We start from the raw sequence: 23,679 nt of genomic DNA on the forward strand, positions 1-23,679 counted from the left end.
CTTTTCTGAATAATATGTATACAGTAAATTTTGTTGTATTATTGAAATATACCGTTTATTATAATCCCAATAAGCACATCAACAATTGTTGAAAAATTTGCACGATAAATAGTGCGAAAAATTTAACTACATATCATATTATTATGTAGGATTCTTTTTAAATAAGGAGGTAATTAATGTGAATCAAACTGCAGGAGAAGCATCAGAGACATTAAAAGAGAAACAGGAAAATCCGAAGATTAAAAGTTTGAAAGATTTCTATAAACGTTTAAAGAAAAACATTCCAGCTTTAATAGGATTTTACACGATTGTCTTTCTAGTAATCGTTTCGATCTTTGGACCGATGCTCACAGTACATCCATACGATACTGTGAACTTATCTGATAGATTAGTTGGGCCATCTGCCGAATATTGGTTTGGTACAGACCATATGGGGCGTGATATTTTCACGCGAATCATTCATGGTATGTCATTAACACTTATGGTAGGTTTCTTCTCGGTCATACTTGGAGGAGTGGTAGGTGTTCCACTTGGAATCGTATCTGGTTATTATGGTGGAAGACTTGATAACTTAATTATGCGATTTATGGATGTTTTATTAGCTTTCCCTGGGATTCTGTTAGCGCTTGCAATTGTAAGTGTACTAGGAGGTAGCCTACAAAATGTGATTATTGCCGTAGCTATCTATGCTATTCCAGGATTTGCTCGTATTGCACGTGGTTCTACTTTAGCGACGAAAAAATTGGAGTATGTAGATGCTATTAAAGCATTAGGCGCGACGGATAACCGAGTTATTTTCAAACATATCATGCCAAATGTGCTATCACCTCTAATTGTTAACGCGACGCTTTATATCGCAACAGCAATTTTAACAGCTGCTGGACTTTCCTTCCTTGGAATGGGGGCACAGCCACCTACTCCAGAGTGGGGCGCGATGCTTAATGATGGACGTGATTATATGTATCAAGCTGGTCACATCGCATTCTTCCCAGGTGTAGCTATTGTTGTTGTTGTATTAGCGTTTAATATATTCGGTGATGGATTGCGTGATGCACTCGATCCGAAAATGAAAAAATAGAAAGTAGGTGCAATCGTCATGACAACGTTTATCATTCGTCGTTTACTCCAGTTGATACCGGTGCTAATAGGTGTAACAATTTTGGTGTTTTCTTTGATGCACCTTACTCCTGGTAACCCAGCTATGATTTTAGCAGGAGAGAACGCTCCTGACGCCACGGTTCAAGCAATTGAACAACGTCTGGGATTAAATGACCCTTTACCCATACAATATTTTAATTTTTTAGCTGATGCTATAAGATTAGACTTTGGTGTCTCCATGAGAGACAACTTACCCGTTGCAGACCATGTAATGCCTCGTTTCTGGGTAACTTTAGAGTTAGCGATTTATAGTACAATTTTCAGTATTTTCTTAGGGTTGATTGCAGGAATTGTTTCTGCAGTACGACAGTATACTATTTCAGATATTTCTATTATGATTGTTGCTTTATTCGGCCTATCCATGCCGAACTTCTGGTTAGGTTTAATGTTAATTCAGTACTTCTCTATAAATCTAGGTTGGTTCGATCCAACTGGTTGGGGAAGCCCGAATCAATTGGTTTTACCGATTATTACACTTGGCACAGCCGGGGCTGCAATCATAGCCCGTATGACCCGTTCCAGTATGCTTGATGTAATTCAACAAGATTATATTCGAACGGCTCGGGCAAAAGGTGTAAGGGAACGTTACGTTGTTTATAAACACGCCCTTAAAAATGCCTTAATTCCTGTAGTAACAGTTATCGGTTTGCAGTTCGGTGCACTTCTTGCAGGTACAGTTCTTACTGAAACGGTATTCGCAATTAACGGAATGGGACGTTTGCTAATTGATTCAATTCAGGCCCGTGACTTCCCAGTTGTGCAAGCCTGTGTACTAATTATTGCTGTAATCTTCGTACTTGTGAACTTAATTGTTGATATTTCGTATCGACTACTAAATAAACGTATTGATTTAGACTAAGCATAGAAAGCGAGGTGGCGTTCGATGAAACAAGAAGAGAATATTTTAGAGGTGAAAGATTTACGTACTTCCTTCTTTATAGAGGGAGAAGAAGTCAAAGCTGTTGATGGGGTAACTTTCGATGTACCTAAAGGGCAAACATTGGGAATCGTTGGGGAATCTGGTTCAGGTAAAAGTATTTCTGCCTTATCGATTCTTCAATTGATTGGTCACCCTGGTAAAATCGTTGGCGGTGAAATTAATTTTAAAGGAGAAAACTTGCTAGATTTCTCTGAAAAACAAATCCGTCAGATTCGTGGTAATAAGATCTCGATGATTTTCCAAGAACCAATGACTTCCTTAAACCCTACGTATACTGTAGGGCAACAAATTCGTGAAGCTTTGAAAATTCACCAAGGGCTAGGAAAACAAAAAGGAACAGATAAAGCAATCGAATTGTTGGAGCTAGTAGGAATTCCTTCTCCACAAAAACGTGTGACGCAATATCCATTTGAATTATCCGGTGGTATGCGTCAACGTGTCATGATTGCGATGGCATTAGCATGTAATCCAGAGCTTCTAATTGCAGATGAGCCAACAACGGCGTTAGACGTAACTATTCAAGCTCAGATTTTAGAATTAATTAAAGAATTACAACAAGAAATCGGTATGTCCGTTATTATGATTACGCACGACTTAGGTGTTGTAGCAGAGACATGTGATTATGTAGCTGTAATGTATTGTGGAAAAGTGGTTGAGTATGCAGACGTTCGCACGCTGTTCAAAAACCCACGTCATCCATATACCGTAGGGTTACTAAATTCACTACCACGTAGTGATGTGGACCAAGAGGAATTAATTCCAATTAAAGGAACGGTTCCTCCACCACATGATATGCCAGAAGGTTGTCGCTTTGCACCACGTTGTCCATTTGCGACAGATCTATGCCACAATCATCTACCTGAACTGAAAGATGTTGGAGATGGTGAACAAATTCGCTGTTGGATTTACACTGATGAGTGGGACGGCGATCCGGAGGTGAAAGTGTATGAGCCAGAAAGAACTTCTGAAAATAAATAATTTAAAACAATACTTCCCAATTAAAGGTGGAGTTTTTGGACGCACAGTAAATAACGTAAAGGCAGTAGATGATGTCACTTTCACAATATATGAAGGAGAGACAGTCAGTGTCGTAGGGGAGTCCGGGTGTGGTAAATCCACAACAGGCCGTGCCATCCTTCGTCTTGATGAACCGACTGCTGGAGAAGTAGAATTTGATGGAACGAATGTATTAGGTTTAAATAAAAAAGACATGCGTAAAATGCGTAAGGATATGCAAATTATATTCCAGGATCCATATGCTTCGTTAAACCCACGACAAACGGTAAGACAAACATTAGTGGAAGCAATGGACATCCAAAATGTAGTTCCTAAAAAAGACCGCGCAAACCGTGTTTCTGAATTGATGGAAACGGTTGGGCTACAGCCTCACCAAGCTGACCGTTTTCCTCACGAGTTCTCAGGTGGACAGCGTCAGCGTATTGGTATCGCACGTGCACTATCGGTTGATCCGAAGTTGATCATTTGTGATGAAGCTGTTTCTGCACTTGACGTTTCCATTCAAGCGCAAGTATTGAACCTATTGAAAAAGTTCCAGGATGAAATGAATCTTACGTATCTATTTATTGCTCACGACTTAGGTGTGGTTCGTCATATCTCTGATCGAATCATTGTAATGTATTTAGGAAAGATTGTAGAAATAGGAGATAAAAAATCTATCTTCAACAATCCACAACACCCTTATACAAAAGCATTGTTATCAGCGATCCCTGTTCCGGACCCAGATAAGAAAACGGAGCGTATCTTCTTACAAGGTGATGTACCTTCACCAATAGACCCACCTAGTGGCTGTCGTTTCCACACACGTTGTCCATTTGCAACAGAAAAATGTGTAGAAGAAACGCCAGAACTCCGTGATGAAGATTATATGGATGGTGGACACCAAGCTGCGTGTCACTATATTAGAGAAATCGAGTCTGGAGAACATAAACCAACTCGCGATACATCTAAAGTAAGACAAGTGTAACTATATAAACAGGGGGAGCAATCTCCCTGTTTTTGTTTTGGAATAAAGTTGAGGATATCTTAAGGATAATGAGGAATTATAGGTTGTAGAGGAGAGAGGATCGTTTATAGTGCTCACGCAGCAAGTTTCCTTTTTTATATAATTGCGTGCGATTAGCGGGTGAACTGATTTATGAAGTACTTGAAATTAAAATATATCCAGAAAAGTAGAGGTATATCCATAAATCTAAGCTCATATCCATAACATTTTTTATTTATCCAGAAATGTCTTGGATATATCCACGAAAGTCGAAGATATATCCAGAAGTTATAGCTTATATCCACAAAAGTCTACGGATATCCATAAATCTCATGTGTGAGCAATATTCCACTAGACTGCAAAGCAACCTGTCTCACTAAAAATCCCTTATGAAACATTCACAGCATCAATGTAAAACATGTTATGATAAAAAATGGAGAAATGATCAATAACCTTAGGAGGTCATACAATGCCAAGTAAAACATTAGAAAACTTTTTAAACGAGAATTTGCAAGAATTAAAAGACCAAGGATTATATAATGAAATCGATCCGGTGCAAGGCGCGAATGGACCGGTCATCACACTTAACGATCAAAAATTAATCAATTTATCCTCAAACAACTATTTAGGACTAGCTACAAACGACCGCTTAAGAGAAGTGGCGAAAAAAGCTATTGATACACATGGTGTCGGAGCAGGTGCTGTTCGTACCATTAACGGAACATTAGATGTCCACGTGGAATTAGAAGAGAAGATTGCTGAATTTAAAGGCACAGAATTCGCAATTGCATTCCAGTCAGGATTCAATTGTAATATGGCTGCTATTTCTGCAATTATGGATAAGAATGACGCGATCTTATCGGATGCTTTAAACCACGCTTCCATCATTGATGGGTGTCGTTTATCCAAAGCGAAAATCATTCCATTTGAACACTCTAATATGGAAGATTTACGTAAAAAGGCTAAAGAAGCAACGGAATCTGGTCAGTATAATAAAGTAATGGTTATTACGGATGGCGTATTCTCTATGGATGGGGATGTTGCAAAGCTTCCTGAAATCGTAGAGGTTGCTAAAGAATTCGATCTTATTTCTTATGTGGATGATGCGCACGGTTCAGGTGTCCTTGGAAAAGGTGCAGGTACTGTGAAACATTTTGGACTTCAAAATGATGTGGATATCCAAATGGGTACGTTATCTAAAGCAATTGGTGTCGTCGGTGGATATGTAGCAGGTAAGGAAAACTTAATCGACTGGCTAAAAGTTCGCTCTCGTCCATTCCTATTCTCAACTTCTCTATCCCCTGCAGATGTAACTGCTTGTACAGAAGCAATTAGCATGTTGATGGAGTCTACAGAACTTCATGATAAGCTTTGGGAAAATGGAGACTACTTGAAAAAAGGCCTAAAAGAATTAGGTTTTGATATCGGAGAAAGTGAAACACCAATTACGCCATGTATTATTGGAGAAGAAAAAACAACGCAACAATTTAGTAAGCGACTGCATGAAGAAGGTGTGTACGCAAAGTCGATCGTTTTCCCAACGGTACCTCGTGGGACTGGACGTGTGCGTAATATGCCTACAGCCGCTCACACGAAAGAAATGCTAGATGACGCAATTAAGATTTATGAAAAAGTAGGTAAGGAAATGGGAATTATATAGAGAGATTGAAAAGGGATTGGGGGAAACGAGTCAATGAAGAAGATTTTAATTACTGGTGCATTGGGGCAAATCGGTTCAGAGTTAACCACCAAATTGCGTGAGATTTATGGAACGGATAACGTGGTTGCAACCGATATTCGTGAAGCCGATAGTCCAGTGGTAACTGGTGGACCATTTGAAATATTAGATGTAACCGATTATGAAAAGATGTTGATGATTGCAAAGAAGTACCAAGTGGATACGGTAATTCATTTAGCCGCACTACTTTCAGCAAAAGCAGAAAATAATCCACAATTAGCATGGAATCTAAATATGAATGGACTAATGAATGCCCTAGAAGTTGCGAGAGAATTGGATACGAAATTCTTCACCCCAAGTTCAATTGGTGCATTTGGTCCGAACACACCTAAAGACCTTACTCCTCAAGACACGATTCAGCGTCCAACGACGATGTATGGAGTTAATAAGGTAGCTGGAGAACTTTTGTGTGATTATTACTATAATCGCTTCGGAGTTGATACAAGAGGAGTTCGCTTTCCTGGATTGATCTCTTATGTAACAGAACCAGGTGGAGGAACGACGGATTATGCAGTAGAGATCTATTACGAAGCACTTAAAAAAGGTAGCTATACCTCCTATATTGCAGAAGGAACCCAAATGGATATGATGTATATGCCAGACGCTGTGAATGCAATTATCCAATTGATGGAAGCTGATTCTGAAAAGCTTGTTCACCGAAATGCTTTTAATATTACAGCAGTAAGTGCTTCACCAGAAGATTTTGAAGCGGCAATCAAAAAGCAACTTCCAGAGTTTACGATGGACTATAAGGTCGACCCTGTCCGTCAAAAAATCGCTGAAAGTTGGCCGAATTCCATTGACTGTGCAGCAGCGAAAGACGAATGGGGCTTTGAAGCCAAATATGATATCGATAAAATGACAACAGATATGTTAGAAAAGTTACGAGAGAAATTAGGATAAAGAATAAAAAGACATTGCCTGCGCAATGTCTTTTTATTTCTAAGTGGCTGTGGGGTAACTCCAATCAGTGTTCAGGAGTGCCAATCAGTCGTATAAGGCTCTCCAATCAGTGTTCAGGAGCGCCAATCAGTCGTTAAGACTCTCCAATCAGTGTTCAAAAGCCCCAATCAGTTGTTAACGCACTCCAATCAGTGTTCAGAAGTGCCAATCAGTCGTTACCGCACTCCAATCAGTCTTCAATAATCATATATCCCAAACTAACTAGCTAAACGTCTCATCTAAACAACTTGCATAAAACTCAATTAACTCCTGTTCCTCTTTTAGCGATTGATCTTGGGTAGTTTCTAACAACTTTTGAATGATAATCTCCATTGCCAGGTCAGGGTCTCCTTGGTTATATAAAGCCATCGCAAAATAAACGGACATTTTATTATTCGTAGGAAACTCACTCATTCCGATCTCTAGCGTTTCAACTGCTAAATCATATAAGCCTACTGATCGGTAGCTTCTGCCTAAAGAAAGGAGGATTTCTTCCCGTAAATCTAAATTCTCCGCTTCTTCTAGAGCCTGCTTATAATATGTAATCGCTTGTGGAAACATTTCAAGTTTTTCATGTATGTCTCCCGCATGAAAATATACTTCAGAATTCTGTTCCTGTTCCAATACTTCCAAGATAAGTTTTTGCGCATCTTCCCACTGACTGTTTTCTTTAAACTTAAGAATATTTTCTAAATAATTCATGCAAACACTTCCTTTTATATACAAAATTAAACATAAATTCATATACATATATTTCTATACTCGAAATAACGCTAAATCACTTTAAATGTAGGGAAATTAACCTACATGACTATATTAGGAGTCACATGCAAGCAGATGCTACCGAATCATAGTCATACTTAGCGTACTAAAATTTTGACGTAGAGTGAACAATTATCTACAATTTTAAATTAGTTGTGAAAAATTTACGTGAAAATAGGGTAAACCTATAGTACACAACTTTTACTTAAACATGCAATTTGCTTTGAAAAGCAAGTGCTTCTATTAGACGACATAGAACGGAAGCTGAGCTTTTCCCCAACTACATTACAACAGGAGGAAAAGAATGAAGAAAAAGTATCACTCGGATGAGTATTTAGGGACGGGGGTCCAGTGGGGTTCCTTGATCGTAAGCGGTGGCTTCTTATTGCTCTTTTTATTATTAGCTTTTTTTACACCGGATTTTGCGACGAGCGCTGTAGATGCGTCTTTTAATTTCTCAGTAGAGTATTTTGGATTATATTGGCAGCTGTTAATGCTTGCTACATTAATCGTCAGTTTAATATTAATGTTTTCCCGTTATGGGCGTGTAAGACTTGGTGAACAAGCGGCACCAAAATATAGTAACTTCCGCTGGATAGCGATGATTTTAACAACATTGCTAGCTGCAGGTGGAGTGTTCTGGGCTGCTAGCGAGCCGATTACACATTATATGGATACACCTCCACTATTTGCAGGTGAAGGTATGAGCGAATGGGAGCGTGTTGTTCCGGGGATGTCACAGGCGTTTTTCCACTGGGGCTTCTCTGCTTGGGCGATCTTAGGAACAGTTGCTACGATTGTATTGATGTATGCACACTATCATCGTGGCATGCCTTTAAAACCACGTACGATTTTATTCCCTTTATTTGGCGATAAAATCTTCCGTCGCTTCCACCCATTTGGAATGCTTGCAGATATAACTTCTATTATTGCTGTTGCTGCGGGTACGATTGGTGCAATTGGGTTCCTAGGTCTTCAAGCTGCCTATGCTTTTGAAGATATATTTGGAGTACCAAGTAGTTTATTAACTCAAATTTCATTCATTTTAATACTCGTTGTTATTGCATCCATTTCTGCGATCACTGGTGTGGATAAAGGGATTCAGACCTTAAGTAGATATAATGTAAGTTTCGCAGTTGTATTAATGATCTTTATTTTGATTGTTGGACCGACCCTATTTATCTTTGATGCGTTTGTTGCAGCAGAGGCATTTCAACTTCAAAATTATCTAACCATGAGTATGACACGAGCTGACGGTGCTTGGCTTGGTTGGTGGACGATCTTCTTCTGGGGTTGGTTTATTGGTTTCGGACCAATGATGGCAATCTTTATTAGTCGAATTTCAAGAGGTCGTACAATTCGAGAACTTGTTATTGCTGTAGCATTAATTGCTCCAATTGTAAGTAACTTCTGGTTTGCAACAATTGGTGGAACAGGGATCTTCCAAGAGATCAACAATCCAGGAAGCGTTTCTGAACCGCTGAATGAAGTCGGCCAAGAAGCGGCCGTCGCAGCAATCTTAAGCCAGTTGCCACTAGGTGATATACTAGCTATCGGTTTCTTGATCATTACAGTAATTTTCGTTGCAACAACAACGGACTCGATGTCATATGCATCTGCGGTTGCTGTTACGGGTAATGATGATCCGAGCAAATATGTTCGAGTATTCTGGGCTCTTGTTTTTGGTGCTGTAGCCGTGGCATTAATTGTCATTGGTGAAAGTGACGCAGGAGCAAGTGGAGCGGTAGGTATGTTACAGAACTTCATTGTCGTAACAGCTGTTCCCGTTTCGTTATTATTGCTCCCACCAGTATGGGATTCTGTAAAAATTGCTGGGAAGCTTGCCATTGAACAAGGAATCAAGAAGAAAGACGATTAATCTTTTGATGAGTTCACCAACTTGGTGGGCTCTCTTTTTTTGCAAATGAAAATATGGTTAGGAAGAATGGTCAAGTGGTATAATAGTATTATAATAAGAAGAGGTGATTTATATGGAAGCAAAGCCATGTCTTTATTCGTTAACAGTGAAAAACTCCCACGTGTTGCCACCAGATACAAATAGTCACGGAACTTTATTTGGCGGAAAGCTGATGGCTTACTTAGATGATGTAGCAGCAATTGCAGCAACTCGACATGCGCGCATGCCTGTTGTTACCGCTTCTACTGACTCAGTCGACTTCTTAGCACCAGTAAAATCAGGACACACGATTTGCTTAGAAGCTTTTGTTACGTGGACACACCACACGTCTATGGAGATTTTTGTGAAAGCCATTACCGAAAATTTATTAACAGGTGAGCGTAAAGTATGTACAACAGCATTCATGACAATGGTTGCTGTGAACGAAAGTGGAAAACCAGTTGAAGTGCCATCTGTATATCCCGAAACGGATCAAGAGAAATGGCTACATGAAGGTGGGCCAAAACGTGCAGAACACCGTAAAGAACGAAGAGCACATTCGAAAGAACTAGCAGAACGATTTGGAACGTATTTCCCGTGGGATACACCATTAAATGAATCATAAGAAAAAGCACCCAAACTTCTAATTGGGTGCTTTTACTATTTCTCGACTTACTACTATATTCTTCCCTTGCTGCTTCGCTTGATAAAGTAACTGATCGACTTCATGGACCAATTGATCTTTATTGGTATCTTGAGTTGGATGCGTAGTGATTACACCAGCACTTATAGTAATGGATTTCTTCAACCCAGGTTGTACAAGAAAGTTCAATTGTTCTAAGTTTGTGCGGAATTTTTCTGTAATCGCAACCACGTCGGAGTGATCCATATTTGATACGATGAACATGAATTCTTCTCCCCCGTAACGAGCAGCTTGCATTGGCAAATCGTAGATTACGTCATTCATTAATTCTCCAATCACTTGGATACATTCATCTCCTTTAGGGTGACCATATGTATCGTTGAAGGTTTTGAAATTATCTATATCAAACATTACTAATGAAATAGAATTACTCTTGCTCCATTCAGATTCTAATGTATGATCGAATCCACGTCGATTTAGCACCCCACATAAGGGATCAAGGTATGCATATTTCTCCATTTTGCGATTTAGCTTCTGAAGTTTTTCCTCTGCTAATACTCTTTCCGTAATGTTCACATGGGAAATGACAGCACCTTCAATTTCACTCGATTCTTGGTAAAGAGGAGTGACATCCATTTGAAACCATCGTTTTTCTTCTTCTGAATGGCAAGGGTACTGCTTACCAAAGTGGGTATGTTCTCCGGTTAAAACCGATTGAATCCCATTATATATATCCTGTGTAGTTTGATGATTAACGACACTTAAGTAATTTTGTTCAATAATGAAAATATGCTTTCCTTCTGGTGTATTTTCATTCGTAAACTTGTTCCAAGCATCGTTCGTTGAAATAATAATTCCGTTTATGTCTATGATCGCTATTTGATAAAGGATCGAATCAATGATGTTTTGATAAAATTTAGGGTTTGTTTTCATGCGCGTACCACCTTCTGATGTGTTTTATCTACACTGTACCCTATTTTAATAACTAATAATTAAGAATTAGGAAAAAAGTCTAATAAATCTCAAATTGACTTAAAATTCGAAAAAGGATAAACTGAAATTAGAAACTAAATTAAAAAAGTTGGTTTTCAGATGGTAGATGAAAAGCAAGATACTCGAATTGGAAAGCGGGCCCTACAGTTAGTATTAGCCAATAGTGAGGAGATCAAGGTGCTTGAGCAACAATTCGAACAGGAAAAATTGCAGTATTGTACTGGAAAAACAGGATCGATGGATTTGCAGAAAGTTGTTTCCGCCATGGAGACGGCTGCAAAGCGTAACGGTTTAATTGAAGAAGGATTGTATCGTGAAATGCACGCGCTGTATCATGCAATTCTAGAAGCCGTCCAAGGAGTTACTCGTGGTCAAGTGCAATTAGGCGAAGTGATGCGAACTGTTGGGCTACGATTTGCGATTGTGCGTGGTAGGCCTTATCGAAAAGAAGCAGAAGGTGAATGGATTGCTGTTGCGTTATATGGGACGATTGGTGCGCCGATTAAAGGTCTCGAACATGAAACAGCAGGTCTAGGAATCAATCATATATAAAATATTTTGCCCATAGCGAATAGACAATAGGGGGCTTGTTCTTAGTAATGCCTAAGAACAGGTCCCTTTTTGTGTGGAAGGAGAGGTGAGCGTGTGGAGTTAAAAGGATATGGTTTAACCTTACAAGAAGTACAAGAGGTCGTTTATAACTATGAACATGTGACGATCTCTGATGAAGCGTTGGAAGGCGTGCGGGATAGTCGCAGACTTGTGGAGGAAAAAATCGAGCAGCATGAAGTTATCTATGGAATCAATACGGGGTTCGGAAAGTTCAGTGATATCGAAATTAACGCTTGTGATGTAAATGAATTGCAATTGCATTTAATTCACTCACATGCGTGTGGTGTTGGAGAACCTTTTAAAGAAGAAGTAAGCAGGACAATGTTATTACTCCGTGCCAATGCGTTACTTAAAGGGTTCTCAGGGGTTCGTCCAGTCCTGATTGAAAGGTTAGTAGATTTCTTAAACTATAAAATACATCCAGTGATCCCCTCACAAGGTTCATTAGGAGCTAGTGGGGACTTGGCGCCGCTAGCACATCTAGCTTTAGTCTTGATTGGGGAAGGGGAAGTTTTTCAAGATGATAAAAGGGTGAAATCTGGAACTGTACTGGCACAGCATCAATTAGAGCCGATTCAATTACAGGCAAAAGAAGGATTAGCGTTAATTAACGGAACCCAAGCAATGACTGCTATAGGTGCCCTTAATTATCTACAGGCGGAGCGATTGTTCTTTCAGTCCGAACAAATTGCAGCCATGACGCTTGAGGGACTACGCGGTGTGATGGATGCATTTAATGAAAAGATTCATCAAGCCCGTGGGTTTAAAGAACAAATCGATGTTGCGGCAAGGATACGTGGTTACGTCAGGGGCAGCGAGTTAGTAACCAGACAAGGGGAGATTCGTGTGCAAGATGCGTATTCCCTTAGGTGTATCCCTCAGGTTTTAGGTGCAAGCTTACAAACACTAGCTTATGTGAAAGATAAGTTGGAGATTGAGATCAATGCGGCGACAGATAATCCATTAATTTTTACAGATGATGGTGAAATTATTTCTGGTGGAAACTTTCACGGGCAACCGGTAGCGATCGCGATGGACTTATTAAAAATTGGAGTAGCCGAAGTAGCGAACATATCAGAACGAAGGATTGAAAGACTGGTGAACCCGCAGTTAAATGATCTACCACCATTTTTAAGTCCGGAACCAGGCTTGCAATCTGGTGCGATGATTATGCAGTATACGGCTGCATCTTTGGTTTCTGAAAATAAAACATTGGCGCACCCAGCTAGCGTGGACTCGATTCCCTCTTCTGCCAATCAAGAAGATCATGTCAGCATGGGTACAACGGGAGCGAGACATGCAGATCAAATCATTCAAAACGCACATCGAGTGATTGCGATCGAGCTCATTTGCGCTTTACAAGCTGCGGAGATTCGGGGGATTGAGAAGCTAGGAACGCATTCCAGGAAGTTGTATCAAGAAGCACGTGAAATAGTGCCATCGATTACGAAAGATCGTGTATTTTCAACGGATATTGAATCGTTAACGAGTTGGTTAATCAATAGAAAGGGAGCGATGGAATGAGTGAAAAAGTAAAAGGTATTCGTGCACCAAGGGGAACGGAACTAAATACGAAAGGGTGGGTGCAAGAAGCGGCTCTACGCATGTTGATGAATAACCTAGATCCGGAGGTTGCAGAGAATCCAGATGACCTCGTTGTTTATGGTGGAATTGGAAAGGTTGCGCGTAACTGGGAAAGCTATCATGCAATCGTTCGTACGTTAAAGGAACTGGAGTCCGATGAAACCATGCTCGTGCAATCAGGGAAGCCAGTTGCTGTATTTAAATCGCATGCTGATGCGCCACGTGTATTACTAGCAAACTCTAATTTAGTACCTGCTTGGGCGAATTGGGATCATTTTCGTGACTTAGAAAAACGAGGTCTCATGATGTTTGGTCAAATGACAGCAGGGAGTTGGATCTATATTGGTACACAGGGGATTTTGCAAGGGACCTATGAAACATTCGCAGAAGCCGCGCGACAACATTTTAATGGAAGTTTAAAAGGGACGTTAACGGTAACTGCTGGCCTTGGTGGCATGGGGGGAGCTCAACCACTTGCTGTAACAATGAATGATGGGGTCGCTATCGTGATAGAAGTCGATGAGAAGAGGATTAAAAGACGGATCGAACATAAATATTTACACACTATGACGGATTCACTAGATGAAGCTTTAACTATGGCGGAAGATGCGATGAATAAAGAGGAAGGGCTCTCGATTGGGTTACTTGGGAATGCGGCTGAAATTTTGCCTGATCTGGTCGAACGAGGAATCACACCAGATTTGGTTACGGATCAAACTTCTGCACATGACCCACTGAATGGCTATTTACCAGTGGGATATTCATTAGAGGAAGCGGTTGGTTTTCGTGAGGCCACTCCGGATAAATTCATTCAAGATGCACAAGCAAGCATGAAACAGCACGTCGAGGCCATGGTAGCATTGCAAGAACAAGGTGCTGTCACTTTTGACTATGGAAATAACATCCGTCAAGAAGCTTATGATGCAGGATTTAAGGAGGCATTTAGCTTCCCGGGGTTTGTCCCAGCGTTTATTCGCCCACAGTTTTGTGAAGGAAAAGGACCATTTCGCTGGGTAGCTTTATCTGGTGAGGAGTCTGACATTTATAAAATAGATGATGTGTTACTAAAAGAATTCGCTGATAATGAACATTTATGTAAGTGGATTAAGATGGCGAAAGAGAAAGTCGCTTTTCAAGGATTACCTTCTAGAATATGTTGGTTAGGATATGGAGAGCGTGCTCGTTTTGGAAAAATTATTAATGCTATGGTTGCCTCAGGAGAATTATCTGCTCCAATCGTAATCGGAAGAGATCACTTGGATTGTGGTTCCGTAGCTTCGCCGAATCGCGAAACAGAAGCGATGAAAGACGGAAGTGATGCAGTTGCCGACTGGCCGATTTTAAATGCGCTAATCAATAGTGTGAATGGAGCTAGCTGGGTATCGATGCATCACGGTGGTGGAGTCGGTATGGGATATTCGATTCATGCAGGTATGGTCATTGTTGCTGATGGAACAAAAGAAGCGGCGGCACGATTAGAACGTGTCTTAACATCAGACCCAGGCATGGGAGTTGCAAGACACGTAGATGCAGGCTATGAACTAGCGGAAGAAACAGCTAAAGAAAAAGGCGTCCAGATCCCGATGATGAAAGGAGATCAATAAATGCATACAACACTTTTATATAATATTGGTCAACTACTAACGATGGACCACCATAACGGTCAAGCACATGGAAAAGCAATGCAGGAACTACCTGTCTTTGAAGACTACGCGTTATTTATGGAAGATGGGAAAGTAAGTAAAGTCGGTCCTTCTGATGAGTTAGAGAAGCTTCAAGCAGACGAAAGAGTCGACTGTGAAGGAAAGCTTGTCACACCAGGTATAGTAGAACCCCATACCCACTTAGTCTTTGGTGGCTCTCGTGAACACGAAATGGCCTTAAAACAACAAGGCGTCCCTTATTTAGATATTTTAGCCCAAGGTGGGGGGATTTTGTCGACTGTAAAAGCTACCCGAGAAACGAGTGAGGAAGCGCTGTATGAAAAAGCGATGTTTCATTTAGACCGGATGGCTAGTTATGGGATTACAACAGTGGAAGCAAAGAGTGGCTATGGAATGGATGAAGAAACGGAATTGAAACAGTTGCGAGTTGCTAAAAAAGCAGGGGAGAATCATCCATTAGATGTAATTTCCACCTTTCTCGGCGCCCATGCGATCACAAAAGAATTTAAAGAAAATCCACAAGCGCTTCTAGATGAAATGGCGCGGCTTTTTCCAATTATTAAAGAAGAAGGATTAGCGGAGTTTGTTGATATTTTCACCGAAGAAGGTGTGTTTTCTGTTGAACAATCTCGAGATTACTTACAAAAGGCAAAAGAGCATGGATTTGATGTGAAACTTCATGCGGATGAAATTGTGCCACTTGGCGGAACGGAGCTAGCAGTTGAATTAGATGCACGTTCAGGTGATCATTTGGCCGTAGCATCTGATGAAGGAATCCAAGCACTTGCTAAATCAAATACAATTGGAGTTTTGCTTCCTGGGACGATCTTTTATTTAGGAAAAGGAGACTTCGCAAGAGCACGGGACATGATTGAAGCTGGCGCAGCTATAGCAATTTCTACAGATTTTAATCCAGGAAGCTCGGTGACAGAAAATATTCAGTTGATTATGTCCCTTGCAGCTTTAAAAATGAAAATGACTCCAGAAGAAATTTGGCATGCGGTTACGGTCAATGCTGCCCATGCGATTAATCGTGGAGAGGAAGCTGGTCAGATCAAAGTCGGACGAAACGCAGATGTCGTCATTTGGGACGCACCGAATTATATGTACATTCCATACCATTACGGAGTCAATCATGTGAACACGGTTTATAAACGTGGGAAGAAACTGTATGAACGGGGGAGTTTACATGGATAATCATTATTTAAAACTAGCCGGTCAAGCCAAATTTGTAGATTCCAACGTCACGAAGTTTAATGAAATATTGAAAGGAGCAGATGGACAGAAACGCCAATTTGGATTGGTAGGTGCGCCTTTATCAAAACCGTCAATTAGTCATTCAGGTGCCTCCTTTGCTCCAGGGGCAATTCGCGAGGCCATGGCAAGTTACTCTACGTATTCTAATGAGAGTGGTTATGATTTTAAAAATGATGAGATTACTGATTTCGGTGATATTACAATGCACCCAACGGATATAGTAGCTTCGCAGGAACGCATATTTACTAGCGTGCGAGATATTTTAAGTCGAGAAGAAGCGGAATTTCATATTGTTTTAGGTGGAGATCATTCCATTAGTTATCCCGCGATCAAAGCTTTTCAAGAGAAATACGGAAGGGTGGGATTGCTTCAGTTTGACGCCCACCATGACTTAAGAAATTTAGAAGACGGTGGACCAACAAATGGAACTCCATTCAGGCGTGCGATTGAAAATCAGGTTTTATTAGGGGAAGATATTGTCCAAATTGGTATTCGCGACTTCACCAATGCCAAAGCGTATGACGATTACGCGCATAATCACGGGGTGTCCGTGCATACAATGGAAGATGTAGAAAAAGGTTCAATTGATGAGCTGATCGATAAAGAAATGAGTCGACTTGCTGAAAAAGTAGATTTCATCTATATTACTGTAGATATCGATGTATTAGATCAGGCTTATGCACCAGGCTGTCCAGCGATTGGACCAGGAGGCATGGATAGTAAAACATTACTTCAAGCGATTAAAGTTGCGAGTAAGCACCAAAAAGCTCAAGCAATTGATTTTGTAGAAATTGATCCGACATTAGATTTTCGTAACATGACCAGTAGAGTCGCAGCTTACGGCATATTTCAATTTATTAAAGCAAAAATTTTATAAAGGAAAAGCAGGATATTAGGCGTTTGTGTGGAATGGTATATAATGGCCAACTTTTGTGCATGCTGCAGATAGAAAATATTACGGGGGAAAGAGCGCATGAGAAAGTATATCTGGCTTATTATAATAGGTGTAATAGTTGCCGTAGGGCTGACAGGGTACTTTGTGGTTGAAGCGAAAGACCAACCAGGTAGCTTTGAACGAGTTAGCCATACAAACGCGAAAGCTGCTCTTTTTGATAAATACAATGACGTATATATCGGGAGTAAGATCGTGTGGGATGGAGATAGCAAGCCACTCATTCGTCACATAGAGATTATAAAAGATGACGGCACACCATTAAGCCAAGAAAATGAAGCAATTCATGTAGAGTTATACATTGATGAAAGCAACGAGACGAATGTTCTTTACGGATATAATCCCCAAATGCGCCAAATTGTCGGGGATTATCACCGAGTAAATAACTATGAATTAAAGCAGCCAATTTTTACATTAGTATTAAAAGTATCCTTATTACAATCCAACTACCAATTCGACCTAAAAGAACTACATATTACGTACGAAGAAAATGGCATGGAAAAAGAACAAACCCTTCCATTGCGAAACTTCGTCTTTCATCATTAAACCAAACTCTAGCCAGAAGTACTGCGAACGAGAACGCAGACTTCTGGTATTTATTTTGCTTGAAACAATAGCCCGCACTGTTTACAATGAAATCGAACCTACAAATGGAGTGATAACAATGACTAAAGAGGAAATACAAGCAGAGATCAATCAAGTAAAGAACGATTACATTCGCATCCAAGGCGATTTAGATAAACTAGAAGCAAACGGCGGGAACATTGCGAAGTTAGAGGAACAGCTTAACCAGATGGAAGATCAGTTGGCTGAGCTCCGTAAGCGGAAGGCAGAAGCGGAAGAGTAGAAAAAACGAGAAAAACGACTGCAGAGTGCAGTCGTTTTTTTAACTATTGGAAAAAAGAGATTTCTGGATATAAAAAAATTCTCGTGGATAAGCGAGGAGAATTCCGGATATAAAGCTGCTTTTCTGGATATCTCTCCAAATGTAAGTGTTAGGGACCAGGCTTGATCACCTCCTCTTATAAAGTACATCCCATCCTACCTATTCTATGAGAAAAAAATCTAAAATATTACCTCGCAAAAACGCATTGTTCGTTATAACGAAGAAAACAGGAGTAATTTTATAAAAAACACATATAATTCTTAATAAAGAACGAAATATGTTCTTAAATAAGAATATTTTGACCATTTTCAGGTTTTGCTTATTAAAATTTACAAGCTATACTGTGTTTATGTTCTTTATAAAGAACAAAAACAGAAAAACAGTTCTTTTTAAAGAATTAGCGACATATGCTCACAGGGTGGGTGTTGTTACTCAGGTATTAGTAGGGTTGCCTGGCCAGCAATCTTATTAAAATAAAAATTGTTCACCTCGAGTTGGGGTAGAAAGAGGAGGAAATTATTTTATGAGTATTAAAAAGAAATTAGGAGCAGGAGTATTAGCAGGAGCGTTAGGTTTATCAATGGTAGGTGGAGGAACATTTGCGTACTTTAGTGATACTGCAGAAACTACAAATACATTCGCTACTGGTACTTTGGATTTATCAGTTGATCCTACTGAAATTATTGAGGTAGATAACCTCAAACCAGGAGATTTTATGCCTCGAGCATTTGAGCTTATAAATGGAGGTACATTAGACATCTCTAGTGTAGATTTACACACAAGCTATGATGTTGATTATGGTGATAAATACAATGGTGGTGACTTAGGGGAGCACATAATTGTTCATTTCATGACTAATATTGATAAAAACGGAATTGGTAACGTTGTTAATCTTGATCCAAATAATGTAATTACTTCAACGACATTGGCAGAACTGAGAGATGCTAATGGTTTGCCAGATGCTGTAAAGAATGATTTATATGTGAACCTACCTTTCTTTGGTGAGACTAGAGGGGAAAAAGCTGGTTTAGAGGCTGGAGATAGTGATGATCTAGTAGTATTTTTTGAATTTGTAGATAATGATGAAGATCAAAATACATTCCAAGATGCTAGTTTAACTCTTCAGTGGGATTTCGAAGCTCAACAAACTGAAGGTGAATTAAGATAATAGGTACAATTCGGAAAGGTGAGTCCTCTCACCTTTCCACCTATTTATTTTCTATCATAAACCTACAAATACAATTGTATGTTCATGATAGAAAATAAATCTATTGCGCATTAATTGAAGGGGGAAGATCCTTGAGATCATCACGAATGAAAAAATATCGGAAGAAATACAAGAAGTTATTTATAATCTTACAGGTAGTTGCAATTTGGTACGCCATGGTGTTATCAGTCTCGCTAGTTACTACAAATACGGCAGCCTATTTCAGTGATAAAAATACCGCTACTACTGAAATTACTACTGCTCCATATTGGTGGGATAAAAGCGAGTTGAAGTTCATTGGTAAGAACACTCAGAACGTGAAAGAGTGTGCCCTGCATGAAATCAGCGTAGAAATTAAAAACATTGGTTCTGATATGACTGGGGAAACAGAGTATGAAGTATTATACACGGATAAAGGAAACCCTTCTAATCCACATGGCCAAAAGGTAGCAGAAGGTAAATTCGGTCCATTGAGTGAAAACGAAATTTTTGAATTGTCTCATGAAGCACAAGAAGATGGCTTTTATAAGTTCAAAGCATTCCAAAGAGATGGCTTTAAAGATAATTATGATAAGCGAGTTGAAATTTGGAGTGAGAAAGTTCATCTAAATTGTAACGCTGCTAAAAAAGCAGATGAAGAAGTAGAAGAAGAAACAGACGAAGCAGAAGAGTTGGAAGAAGATAAAGAAAATAAAAATGATAATAAAAAAGATAAGAAAGAAAAGGATGAAAATAAAAAAGGTAAAGGATCTGACGACAAAGTTTCCACTAGTGAAAGTAATGAAGAAAAGAAAGACGATGAAGAAGTAAACCAGATAGACGATGAAAAGGCAGAAGAGGAATCAGTGGATGAAGCTAAGGACTCGGAAGCTAAGAAGAAAGAAGATGAATCAAAAAATAAAGACAAAAACGAAGAGACAGAAACTGAAAAAGAAGTAAATAAAGGAACAGGTGAAAAAGAGAAAAATACTCATCCCGAAGTAGAGGAAGGGGAAGAAGATGAAAAAGATAATGAATCTAAGAACAATTAAAAAGGTTGTTAGCTCAACAATAAGCTTTGTACTCATTGCAGCATTAGTGTTATTAACGTTTACAGTAATTTCCGTAAAAGCTTCTGGTGGAGAGCCAGAAGTATTCGGTCACCAAGTGAAAACTGTGCTCTCAGGATCGATGGAGCCGGAATTTAAAACTGGATCGATCATTGCTGTTAAGCCTGGTGGGGATATGGAAAGGTTCCAAGAGGGTGATGTCATTACATTCATGGAGGAAGATATTCTAATCACGCACCGAGTGGTTGATGTTGTTCAAAGTGGAGACAATGTGATGTACGAAACAAAAGGCGATAATAATAATGCTGCAGATCGTGATTTAGTGTTATCTGAGAATGTTGTTGCCGAATATGCTGGATTTACGATTCCATATGTGGGGTATGTAGCTAGTTTTGCGCAGTCTCAAACAGGTGGAGCATTAATGTTAATTATTCCTGGTGTGTTATTGATTATTTATGCTGGATTTACGATCTGGCAGGGAATCGGACAATTGGATCGTTCTTCCTCAAAGAATGAATCAACGGACCAACCTAAGGAAGCGAAGAGTTCCATTTAAGGAAAGTTAAGAAACGGTAGGTGATTAGATGAATATTTCATTCACAAAGGCGACGGCAGTAATCTCGATGATTCTATTATTGTTTGTTGGAATTTTCGCTCCTTCACATGTTCTTGCGGACGGGGAAGAGGAACAAAATCAAATCTCGATCTCGGTTTCTCCGAGTGATATGTTGTTCGATGTGGATAATATAAAGCCAGGGGATATTTTCGAAAGAACCTCAGTAATTAAAAATGATGGCAGACAAGATTATTATTATCAATCTGCAGCTAATCAATTGAGTGGTTCGGAGAAATTATATAATCAGCTAGATTTAACTGTACTAGATGCTGGTGAAGAGGTTTTATATGAAGGCAATTTATCTGATTTTGATGGATTCTCACCAAGGTTTTTAGGTAGTGGGGAAGAAGAAGAAATCACCTATTTAGCTGAATTTCCATGGGAGTCAGGTAATGAATATCAAGGTCTTGAAACGGATTTTTCTATTGTAATGTGGGCGGATGCGGAGCCAATTGAACCTGGGGAACCGAATGAAGATTCGATTGTAGGGGGTCTTTTACCACAAACAGGGGAAGAAGTTCCATGGACATATTATGTAATTGGCATAGCCTTAATTGTATTAGGGGGTACTGCTTTATTATGGAAGCAGAAACGGATCGTAAAACAAAATGAAGAGTAACAAAATCGGTGCATTATTAATTCTTTTGGGGATTGCAGCACTGTTTTACCCTAAGCTTGAAACCGTTTATTTGGACTCACGGGAACAGGCAGTGATTGAGGCGTTTGAATCACTCGATCGAATGGCTATTGCTGAAGAAGTTGAAGACGATGAAGATGAGGAAATGGATCAACTAGTAGATGTAGATGAATTGGAAGAAATAGAAGAAGCAGAATCGCACCAAGCAGAGGCAGAAAACAGTGCAGTCGGAATTATTGAAATTAATGCAATTGAGTTGAAGTTACCGATTTTCTCTGGGGTGAGTGAAGACGAGTTAAAACTTGGAGCTGGATTACTTTCTTTAGATAAAAATGTATTTGAATCTAAAAATATCGGAATCGCTGCTCATCGAAGTCACACATTTGGACGGCAATTTAACAGACTGGATGAATTAAAAACGGGGGATCACATAGACGTGCAACTTCGTAATCAAATAGAAACTTACGAAGTTTTTCAAACAGAGATTGTAGAACCAAATGATTTATCTGTTCTTCAACCGGATGAAGAGGAAGAAGTTATTACTTTAATCACCTGTGAGCCAATGGTTAATCCCACTCATCGTTTAATCGTACAGGCAAAGAAACATTCAGACTAACCGTTCATATTGGGCGGAAGTCTGAATGTTTATTTTTGATCTTTTTTCCACTTGTTGAACTCAAGGAACTCTTTGAACTCTTCTTTTGATACGCCGGAATTCATTGCTTCTTTGACGAGGTCTTCCCAATCATTATCCAAAGTTTCTTTCTCGTTTTCAGGAGTCGATTCATATAAAAGTTGGTCGATCGAAACGTTTAGTACATCTGCAACTTTTTCTAGAAATTGAATCGACGGGTTTTGCTGGATATTTCTTTCTAATGCACTTATGTAAGACTTCGCTACGCCTGCTCGTTCAGCTAACTCTGTTAAGGTTAAGCCTCGGTCTTTACGATATTTTTGTACGCGTTCACCAATCATCGATGACTCTCCTTCATAAAAACGTATGTCTATATAAATATAGCATAAAATATGCTAATACATGTTATTATTATGGCGTTTTTAGTGGAAAATCATACCTTCGTATGAGAATTCTGAAATTCTGAAAAGTGAATTTACACAAAATGGGGAATCTGATATGCTATAGATGTTCATATTAGCCAATTAACGTAGTAAAACATAAGGAATAAATATCACTTGAAGAGGATGTTTTTATGGATGATTCATGGTATTTCATTCATTCCAAAGCTCATACCCCAGCTTATAATATGGCGTTGGATGAATGTTTATTGGACTGGCATAGTAAAGGAGAGATTCCACCAGTATTACGCTTTTACACATGGGAGCCAGCGGGTGTTTCTTTAGGATACTTTCAGCAAATAGACGGAAAAATACATACGGAAAATATTCAGAAGTACGGGTTCGATCTTGTTCGCCGTCTAACTGGGGGACGAGCAGTCTTACATGATCAAGAATTGACCTATAGTATCATCATTTCTGAAGATCATCCGTTCATGCCAGCATCTGTAACAGAAGCGTATAAGGTAATTTCACAAGGATTATTAGAGGGCTACCGCTTACTAGGCTTAGAAGCAGAATTAGCAATTCCAGAAGGGGAGTTGAATCAGACAGGTTCTGCGGTTTGTTTTGATGAACCATCTTGGTATGAGCTCGTGATTGGAGATTTAAAAGCTGCTGGTAGTGCGCAAACTAGACAAAGAGGAGTCATTTTACAACATGGTTCTGTGCCAGTTTCAACAAATGTAGATGAGCTATTTGACATGTTTGTTTATCCGAATGAGGACACAAAGAATCGAGCAAAAGAAGTTTTCAAGAAAAAAGCAACGTCGATTGAACAAGCATTAGGTCGTAAACCAGACATTCGAGAAATAGAAAAAGCTTTTTATCATGGATTTGAAAAGGGCTTGAAGGTAGAATTAGAGCCTTATCAATTAACGGATGAACAAACAGAAGAAGTAGAGAAGCTAGCGAGAGAAAAGTATAGTTCTGATCAATGGAATTATAAACGTTAATAGAAATCCCAAATTAGTATTATTAATAACTTAATATTAGGTTTTATTATTTTTATAAGTTGATGTGATTTTGGAAACCTCTTATAGAGGAGAGTTGCGTGAAGCGGGGACGC

The 23,679-nt window shown here is 39.4% G+C and carries 24 protein-coding genes; 21 read left to right on the forward strand and 3 right to left on the reverse strand.

Annotated elements, in window-relative coordinates; translation table 11 throughout:
• Nucleotides 1–178: 178 nt before the first annotated feature.
• From G532_RS0112695 to G532_RS0112720, 6 genes are all read left to right on the forward strand, one after another.
• Nucleotides 179–1,078 carry an ABC transporter permease gene (locus G532_RS0112695; RefSeq protein WP_027965131.1) on the forward strand — a complete coding sequence of 300 codons (900 nt, stop codon included), beginning with the start codon at nucleotides 179–181 and terminating at the stop codon, nucleotides 1,076–1,078.
• An 18-nt stretch (nucleotides 1,079–1,096) separates the two neighbouring features.
• Nucleotides 1,097–2,017: an ABC transporter permease gene (locus G532_RS0112700; RefSeq protein WP_027965132.1), complete on the forward strand. Its 921-nt coding sequence runs from the start codon at nucleotides 1,097–1,099 to the stop codon at nucleotides 2,015–2,017.
• A 24-nt stretch (nucleotides 2,018–2,041) separates the two neighbouring features.
• On the forward strand, nucleotides 2,042–3,076 hold the full coding sequence (locus tag G532_RS0112705; protein WP_027965133.1) for an ABC transporter ATP-binding protein: 1,035 nt from the start codon (nucleotides 2,042–2,044) through the stop codon (nucleotides 3,074–3,076).
• The gene (locus G532_RS0112710) at nucleotides 3,045–4,082 is read left to right on the forward strand and encodes an ABC transporter ATP-binding protein (protein ID WP_027965134.1); all 1,038 of its coding nucleotides are present in this window, start codon (nucleotides 3,045–3,047) and stop codon (nucleotides 4,080–4,082) included. Before G532_RS0112705 ends, G532_RS0112710 begins: the two co-directional genes overlap by 32 nt.
• Before the next feature lie 487 nt (nucleotides 4,083–4,569).
• Complete coding sequence (locus tag G532_RS0112715; protein ID WP_027965135.1) at nucleotides 4,570–5,760, forward strand: glycine C-acetyltransferase; 1,191 nt, start codon at nucleotides 4,570–4,572, stop codon at nucleotides 5,758–5,760.
• Between the two features lie 33 nt (nucleotides 5,761–5,793).
• Complete coding sequence (locus tag G532_RS0112720) at nucleotides 5,794–6,741, forward strand: L-threonine 3-dehydrogenase (protein WP_027965136.1); 948 nt, start codon at nucleotides 5,794–5,796, stop codon at nucleotides 6,739–6,741.
• Nucleotides 6,742–7,002: 261 nt separating this feature from the next.
• On the opposite strand, the gene G532_RS0112725 is transcribed toward G532_RS0112720, so the two are convergent.
• Nucleotides 7,003–7,482 carry a tetratricopeptide repeat protein gene (locus tag G532_RS0112725; RefSeq protein WP_027965137.1) on the reverse strand — a complete coding sequence of 160 codons (480 nt, stop codon included), beginning with the start codon at nucleotides 7,480–7,482 and terminating at the stop codon, nucleotides 7,003–7,005.
• 364 nt (nucleotides 7,483–7,846) lie between these two features.
• On the opposite strand from G532_RS0112725, the gene G532_RS0112730 reads away from it, so the two are divergent.
• Both G532_RS0112730 and G532_RS0112735 read left to right on the forward strand, forming a co-directional pair.
• Complete coding sequence (locus G532_RS0112730) at nucleotides 7,847–9,421, forward strand: BCCT family transporter (RefSeq protein WP_027965138.1); 1,575 nt, start codon at nucleotides 7,847–7,849, stop codon at nucleotides 9,419–9,421.
• Nucleotides 9,422–9,533: 112 nt separating this feature from the next.
• The gene (locus G532_RS0112735) at nucleotides 9,534–10,064 is read left to right on the forward strand and encodes an acyl-CoA thioesterase (RefSeq protein ID WP_027965139.1); all 531 of its coding nucleotides are present in this window, start codon (nucleotides 9,534–9,536) and stop codon (nucleotides 10,062–10,064) included.
• An 18-nt stretch (nucleotides 10,065–10,082) separates the two neighbouring features.
• Here G532_RS0112735 and G532_RS0112740 read toward each other — a convergent pair whose 3' ends face one another.
• Nucleotides 10,083–11,015 (reverse strand): sensor domain-containing diguanylate cyclase, encoded by a 933-nt coding sequence (locus G532_RS0112740; protein WP_027965140.1) that lies wholly within the window; start codon nucleotides 11,013–11,015, stop codon nucleotides 10,083–10,085.
• A gap of 159 nt (nucleotides 11,016–11,174) precedes the next feature.
• Between G532_RS0112740 and hutP the strand changes: the two genes are divergently transcribed.
• The 12 genes from hutP (at nucleotide 11,175) to G532_RS0112800 (ending at nucleotide 22,155) form a co-directional block, all read left to right on the forward strand.
• Nucleotides 11,175–11,627 (forward strand): histidine utilization transcription antiterminator HutP, encoded by a 453-nt coding sequence (hutP, locus tag G532_RS0112745; protein ID WP_027965141.1) that lies wholly within the window; start codon nucleotides 11,175–11,177, stop codon nucleotides 11,625–11,627.
• A gap of 93 nt (nucleotides 11,628–11,720) precedes the next feature.
• Nucleotides 11,721–13,211 carry a histidine ammonia-lyase gene (gene hutH / locus G532_RS0112750; protein ID WP_084500779.1) on the forward strand — a complete coding sequence of 497 codons (1,491 nt, stop codon included), beginning with the start codon at nucleotides 11,721–11,723 and terminating at the stop codon, nucleotides 13,209–13,211.
• Nucleotides 13,208–14,875: a urocanate hydratase gene (gene hutU, locus G532_RS0112755; RefSeq protein ID WP_027965143.1), complete on the forward strand. Its 1,668-nt coding sequence runs from the start codon at nucleotides 13,208–13,210 to the stop codon at nucleotides 14,873–14,875. Before hutH ends, hutU begins: the two co-directional genes overlap by 4 nt.
• Nucleotides 14,876–16,132: an imidazolonepropionase gene (hutI, locus tag G532_RS0112760; protein ID WP_027965144.1), complete on the forward strand. Its 1,257-nt coding sequence runs from the start codon at nucleotides 14,876–14,878 to the stop codon at nucleotides 16,130–16,132.
• Nucleotides 16,125–17,069: a formimidoylglutamase gene (gene hutG / locus G532_RS0112765; protein ID WP_027965145.1), complete on the forward strand. Its 945-nt coding sequence runs from the start codon at nucleotides 16,125–16,127 to the stop codon at nucleotides 17,067–17,069. The genes hutI and hutG overlap by 8 nt, the downstream gene beginning before the upstream one ends.
• Before the next feature lie 96 nt (nucleotides 17,070–17,165).
• Nucleotides 17,166–17,690: a hypothetical protein gene (locus G532_RS0112770; protein ID WP_027965146.1), complete on the forward strand. Its 525-nt coding sequence runs from the start codon at nucleotides 17,166–17,168 to the stop codon at nucleotides 17,688–17,690.
• A 118-nt stretch (nucleotides 17,691–17,808) separates the two neighbouring features.
• Nucleotides 17,809–17,991 carry an SE1832 family protein gene (locus G532_RS0112775; protein ID WP_027965147.1) on the forward strand — a complete coding sequence of 61 codons (183 nt, stop codon included), beginning with the start codon at nucleotides 17,809–17,811 and terminating at the stop codon, nucleotides 17,989–17,991.
• Between the two features lie 562 nt (nucleotides 17,992–18,553).
• Nucleotides 18,554–19,198 (forward strand): TasA family protein, encoded by a 645-nt coding sequence (locus G532_RS0112780; protein ID WP_027965148.1) that lies wholly within the window; start codon nucleotides 18,554–18,556, stop codon nucleotides 19,196–19,198.
• A gap of 131 nt (nucleotides 19,199–19,329) precedes the next feature.
• Entirely contained in the window at nucleotides 19,330–20,268 is a 939-nt protein-coding gene (gene tapA / locus G532_RS0112785) for an amyloid fiber anchoring/assembly protein TapA (RefSeq protein ID WP_027965149.1), read from the forward strand.
• Nucleotides 20,237–20,842 (forward strand): signal peptidase I SipW, encoded by a 606-nt coding sequence (gene sipW / locus G532_RS15325; RefSeq protein WP_035513027.1) that lies wholly within the window; start codon nucleotides 20,237–20,239, stop codon nucleotides 20,840–20,842. The genes tapA and sipW overlap by 32 nt, the downstream gene beginning before the upstream one ends.
• Before the next feature lie 28 nt (nucleotides 20,843–20,870).
• Nucleotides 20,871–21,521 (forward strand): LPXTG cell wall anchor domain-containing protein, encoded by a 651-nt coding sequence (locus G532_RS0112795; protein ID WP_027965150.1) that lies wholly within the window; start codon nucleotides 20,871–20,873, stop codon nucleotides 21,519–21,521.
• Nucleotides 21,511–22,155 carry a class D sortase gene (locus tag G532_RS0112800; RefSeq protein ID WP_027965151.1) on the forward strand — a complete coding sequence of 215 codons (645 nt, stop codon included), beginning with the start codon at nucleotides 21,511–21,513 and terminating at the stop codon, nucleotides 22,153–22,155. The genes G532_RS0112795 and G532_RS0112800 overlap by 11 nt, the downstream gene beginning before the upstream one ends.
• A gap of 29 nt (nucleotides 22,156–22,184) precedes the next feature.
• On the opposite strand, the gene G532_RS0112805 is transcribed toward G532_RS0112800, so the two are convergent.
• Complete coding sequence (locus tag G532_RS0112805) at nucleotides 22,185–22,514, reverse strand: helix-turn-helix domain-containing protein (protein WP_027965152.1); 330 nt, start codon at nucleotides 22,512–22,514, stop codon at nucleotides 22,185–22,187.
• Nucleotides 22,515–22,747: 233 nt separating this feature from the next.
• Between G532_RS0112805 and G532_RS0112810 the strand changes: the two genes are divergently transcribed.
• Nucleotides 22,748–23,566 carry a lipoate--protein ligase family protein gene (locus G532_RS0112810; RefSeq protein ID WP_027965153.1) on the forward strand — a complete coding sequence of 273 codons (819 nt, stop codon included), beginning with the start codon at nucleotides 22,748–22,750 and terminating at the stop codon, nucleotides 23,564–23,566.
• The last annotated feature ends 113 nt before the right edge of the window (nucleotides 23,567–23,679 follow it).

Origin of the sequence: Halalkalibacillus halophilus DSM 18494, from assembly GCF_000423105.1 — a bacterium.
In the GTDB taxonomy this organism is placed as follows: Bacteria; Bacillota; Bacilli; order Bacillales; family Alkalibacillaceae; genus Halalkalibacillus; species Halalkalibacillus halophilus.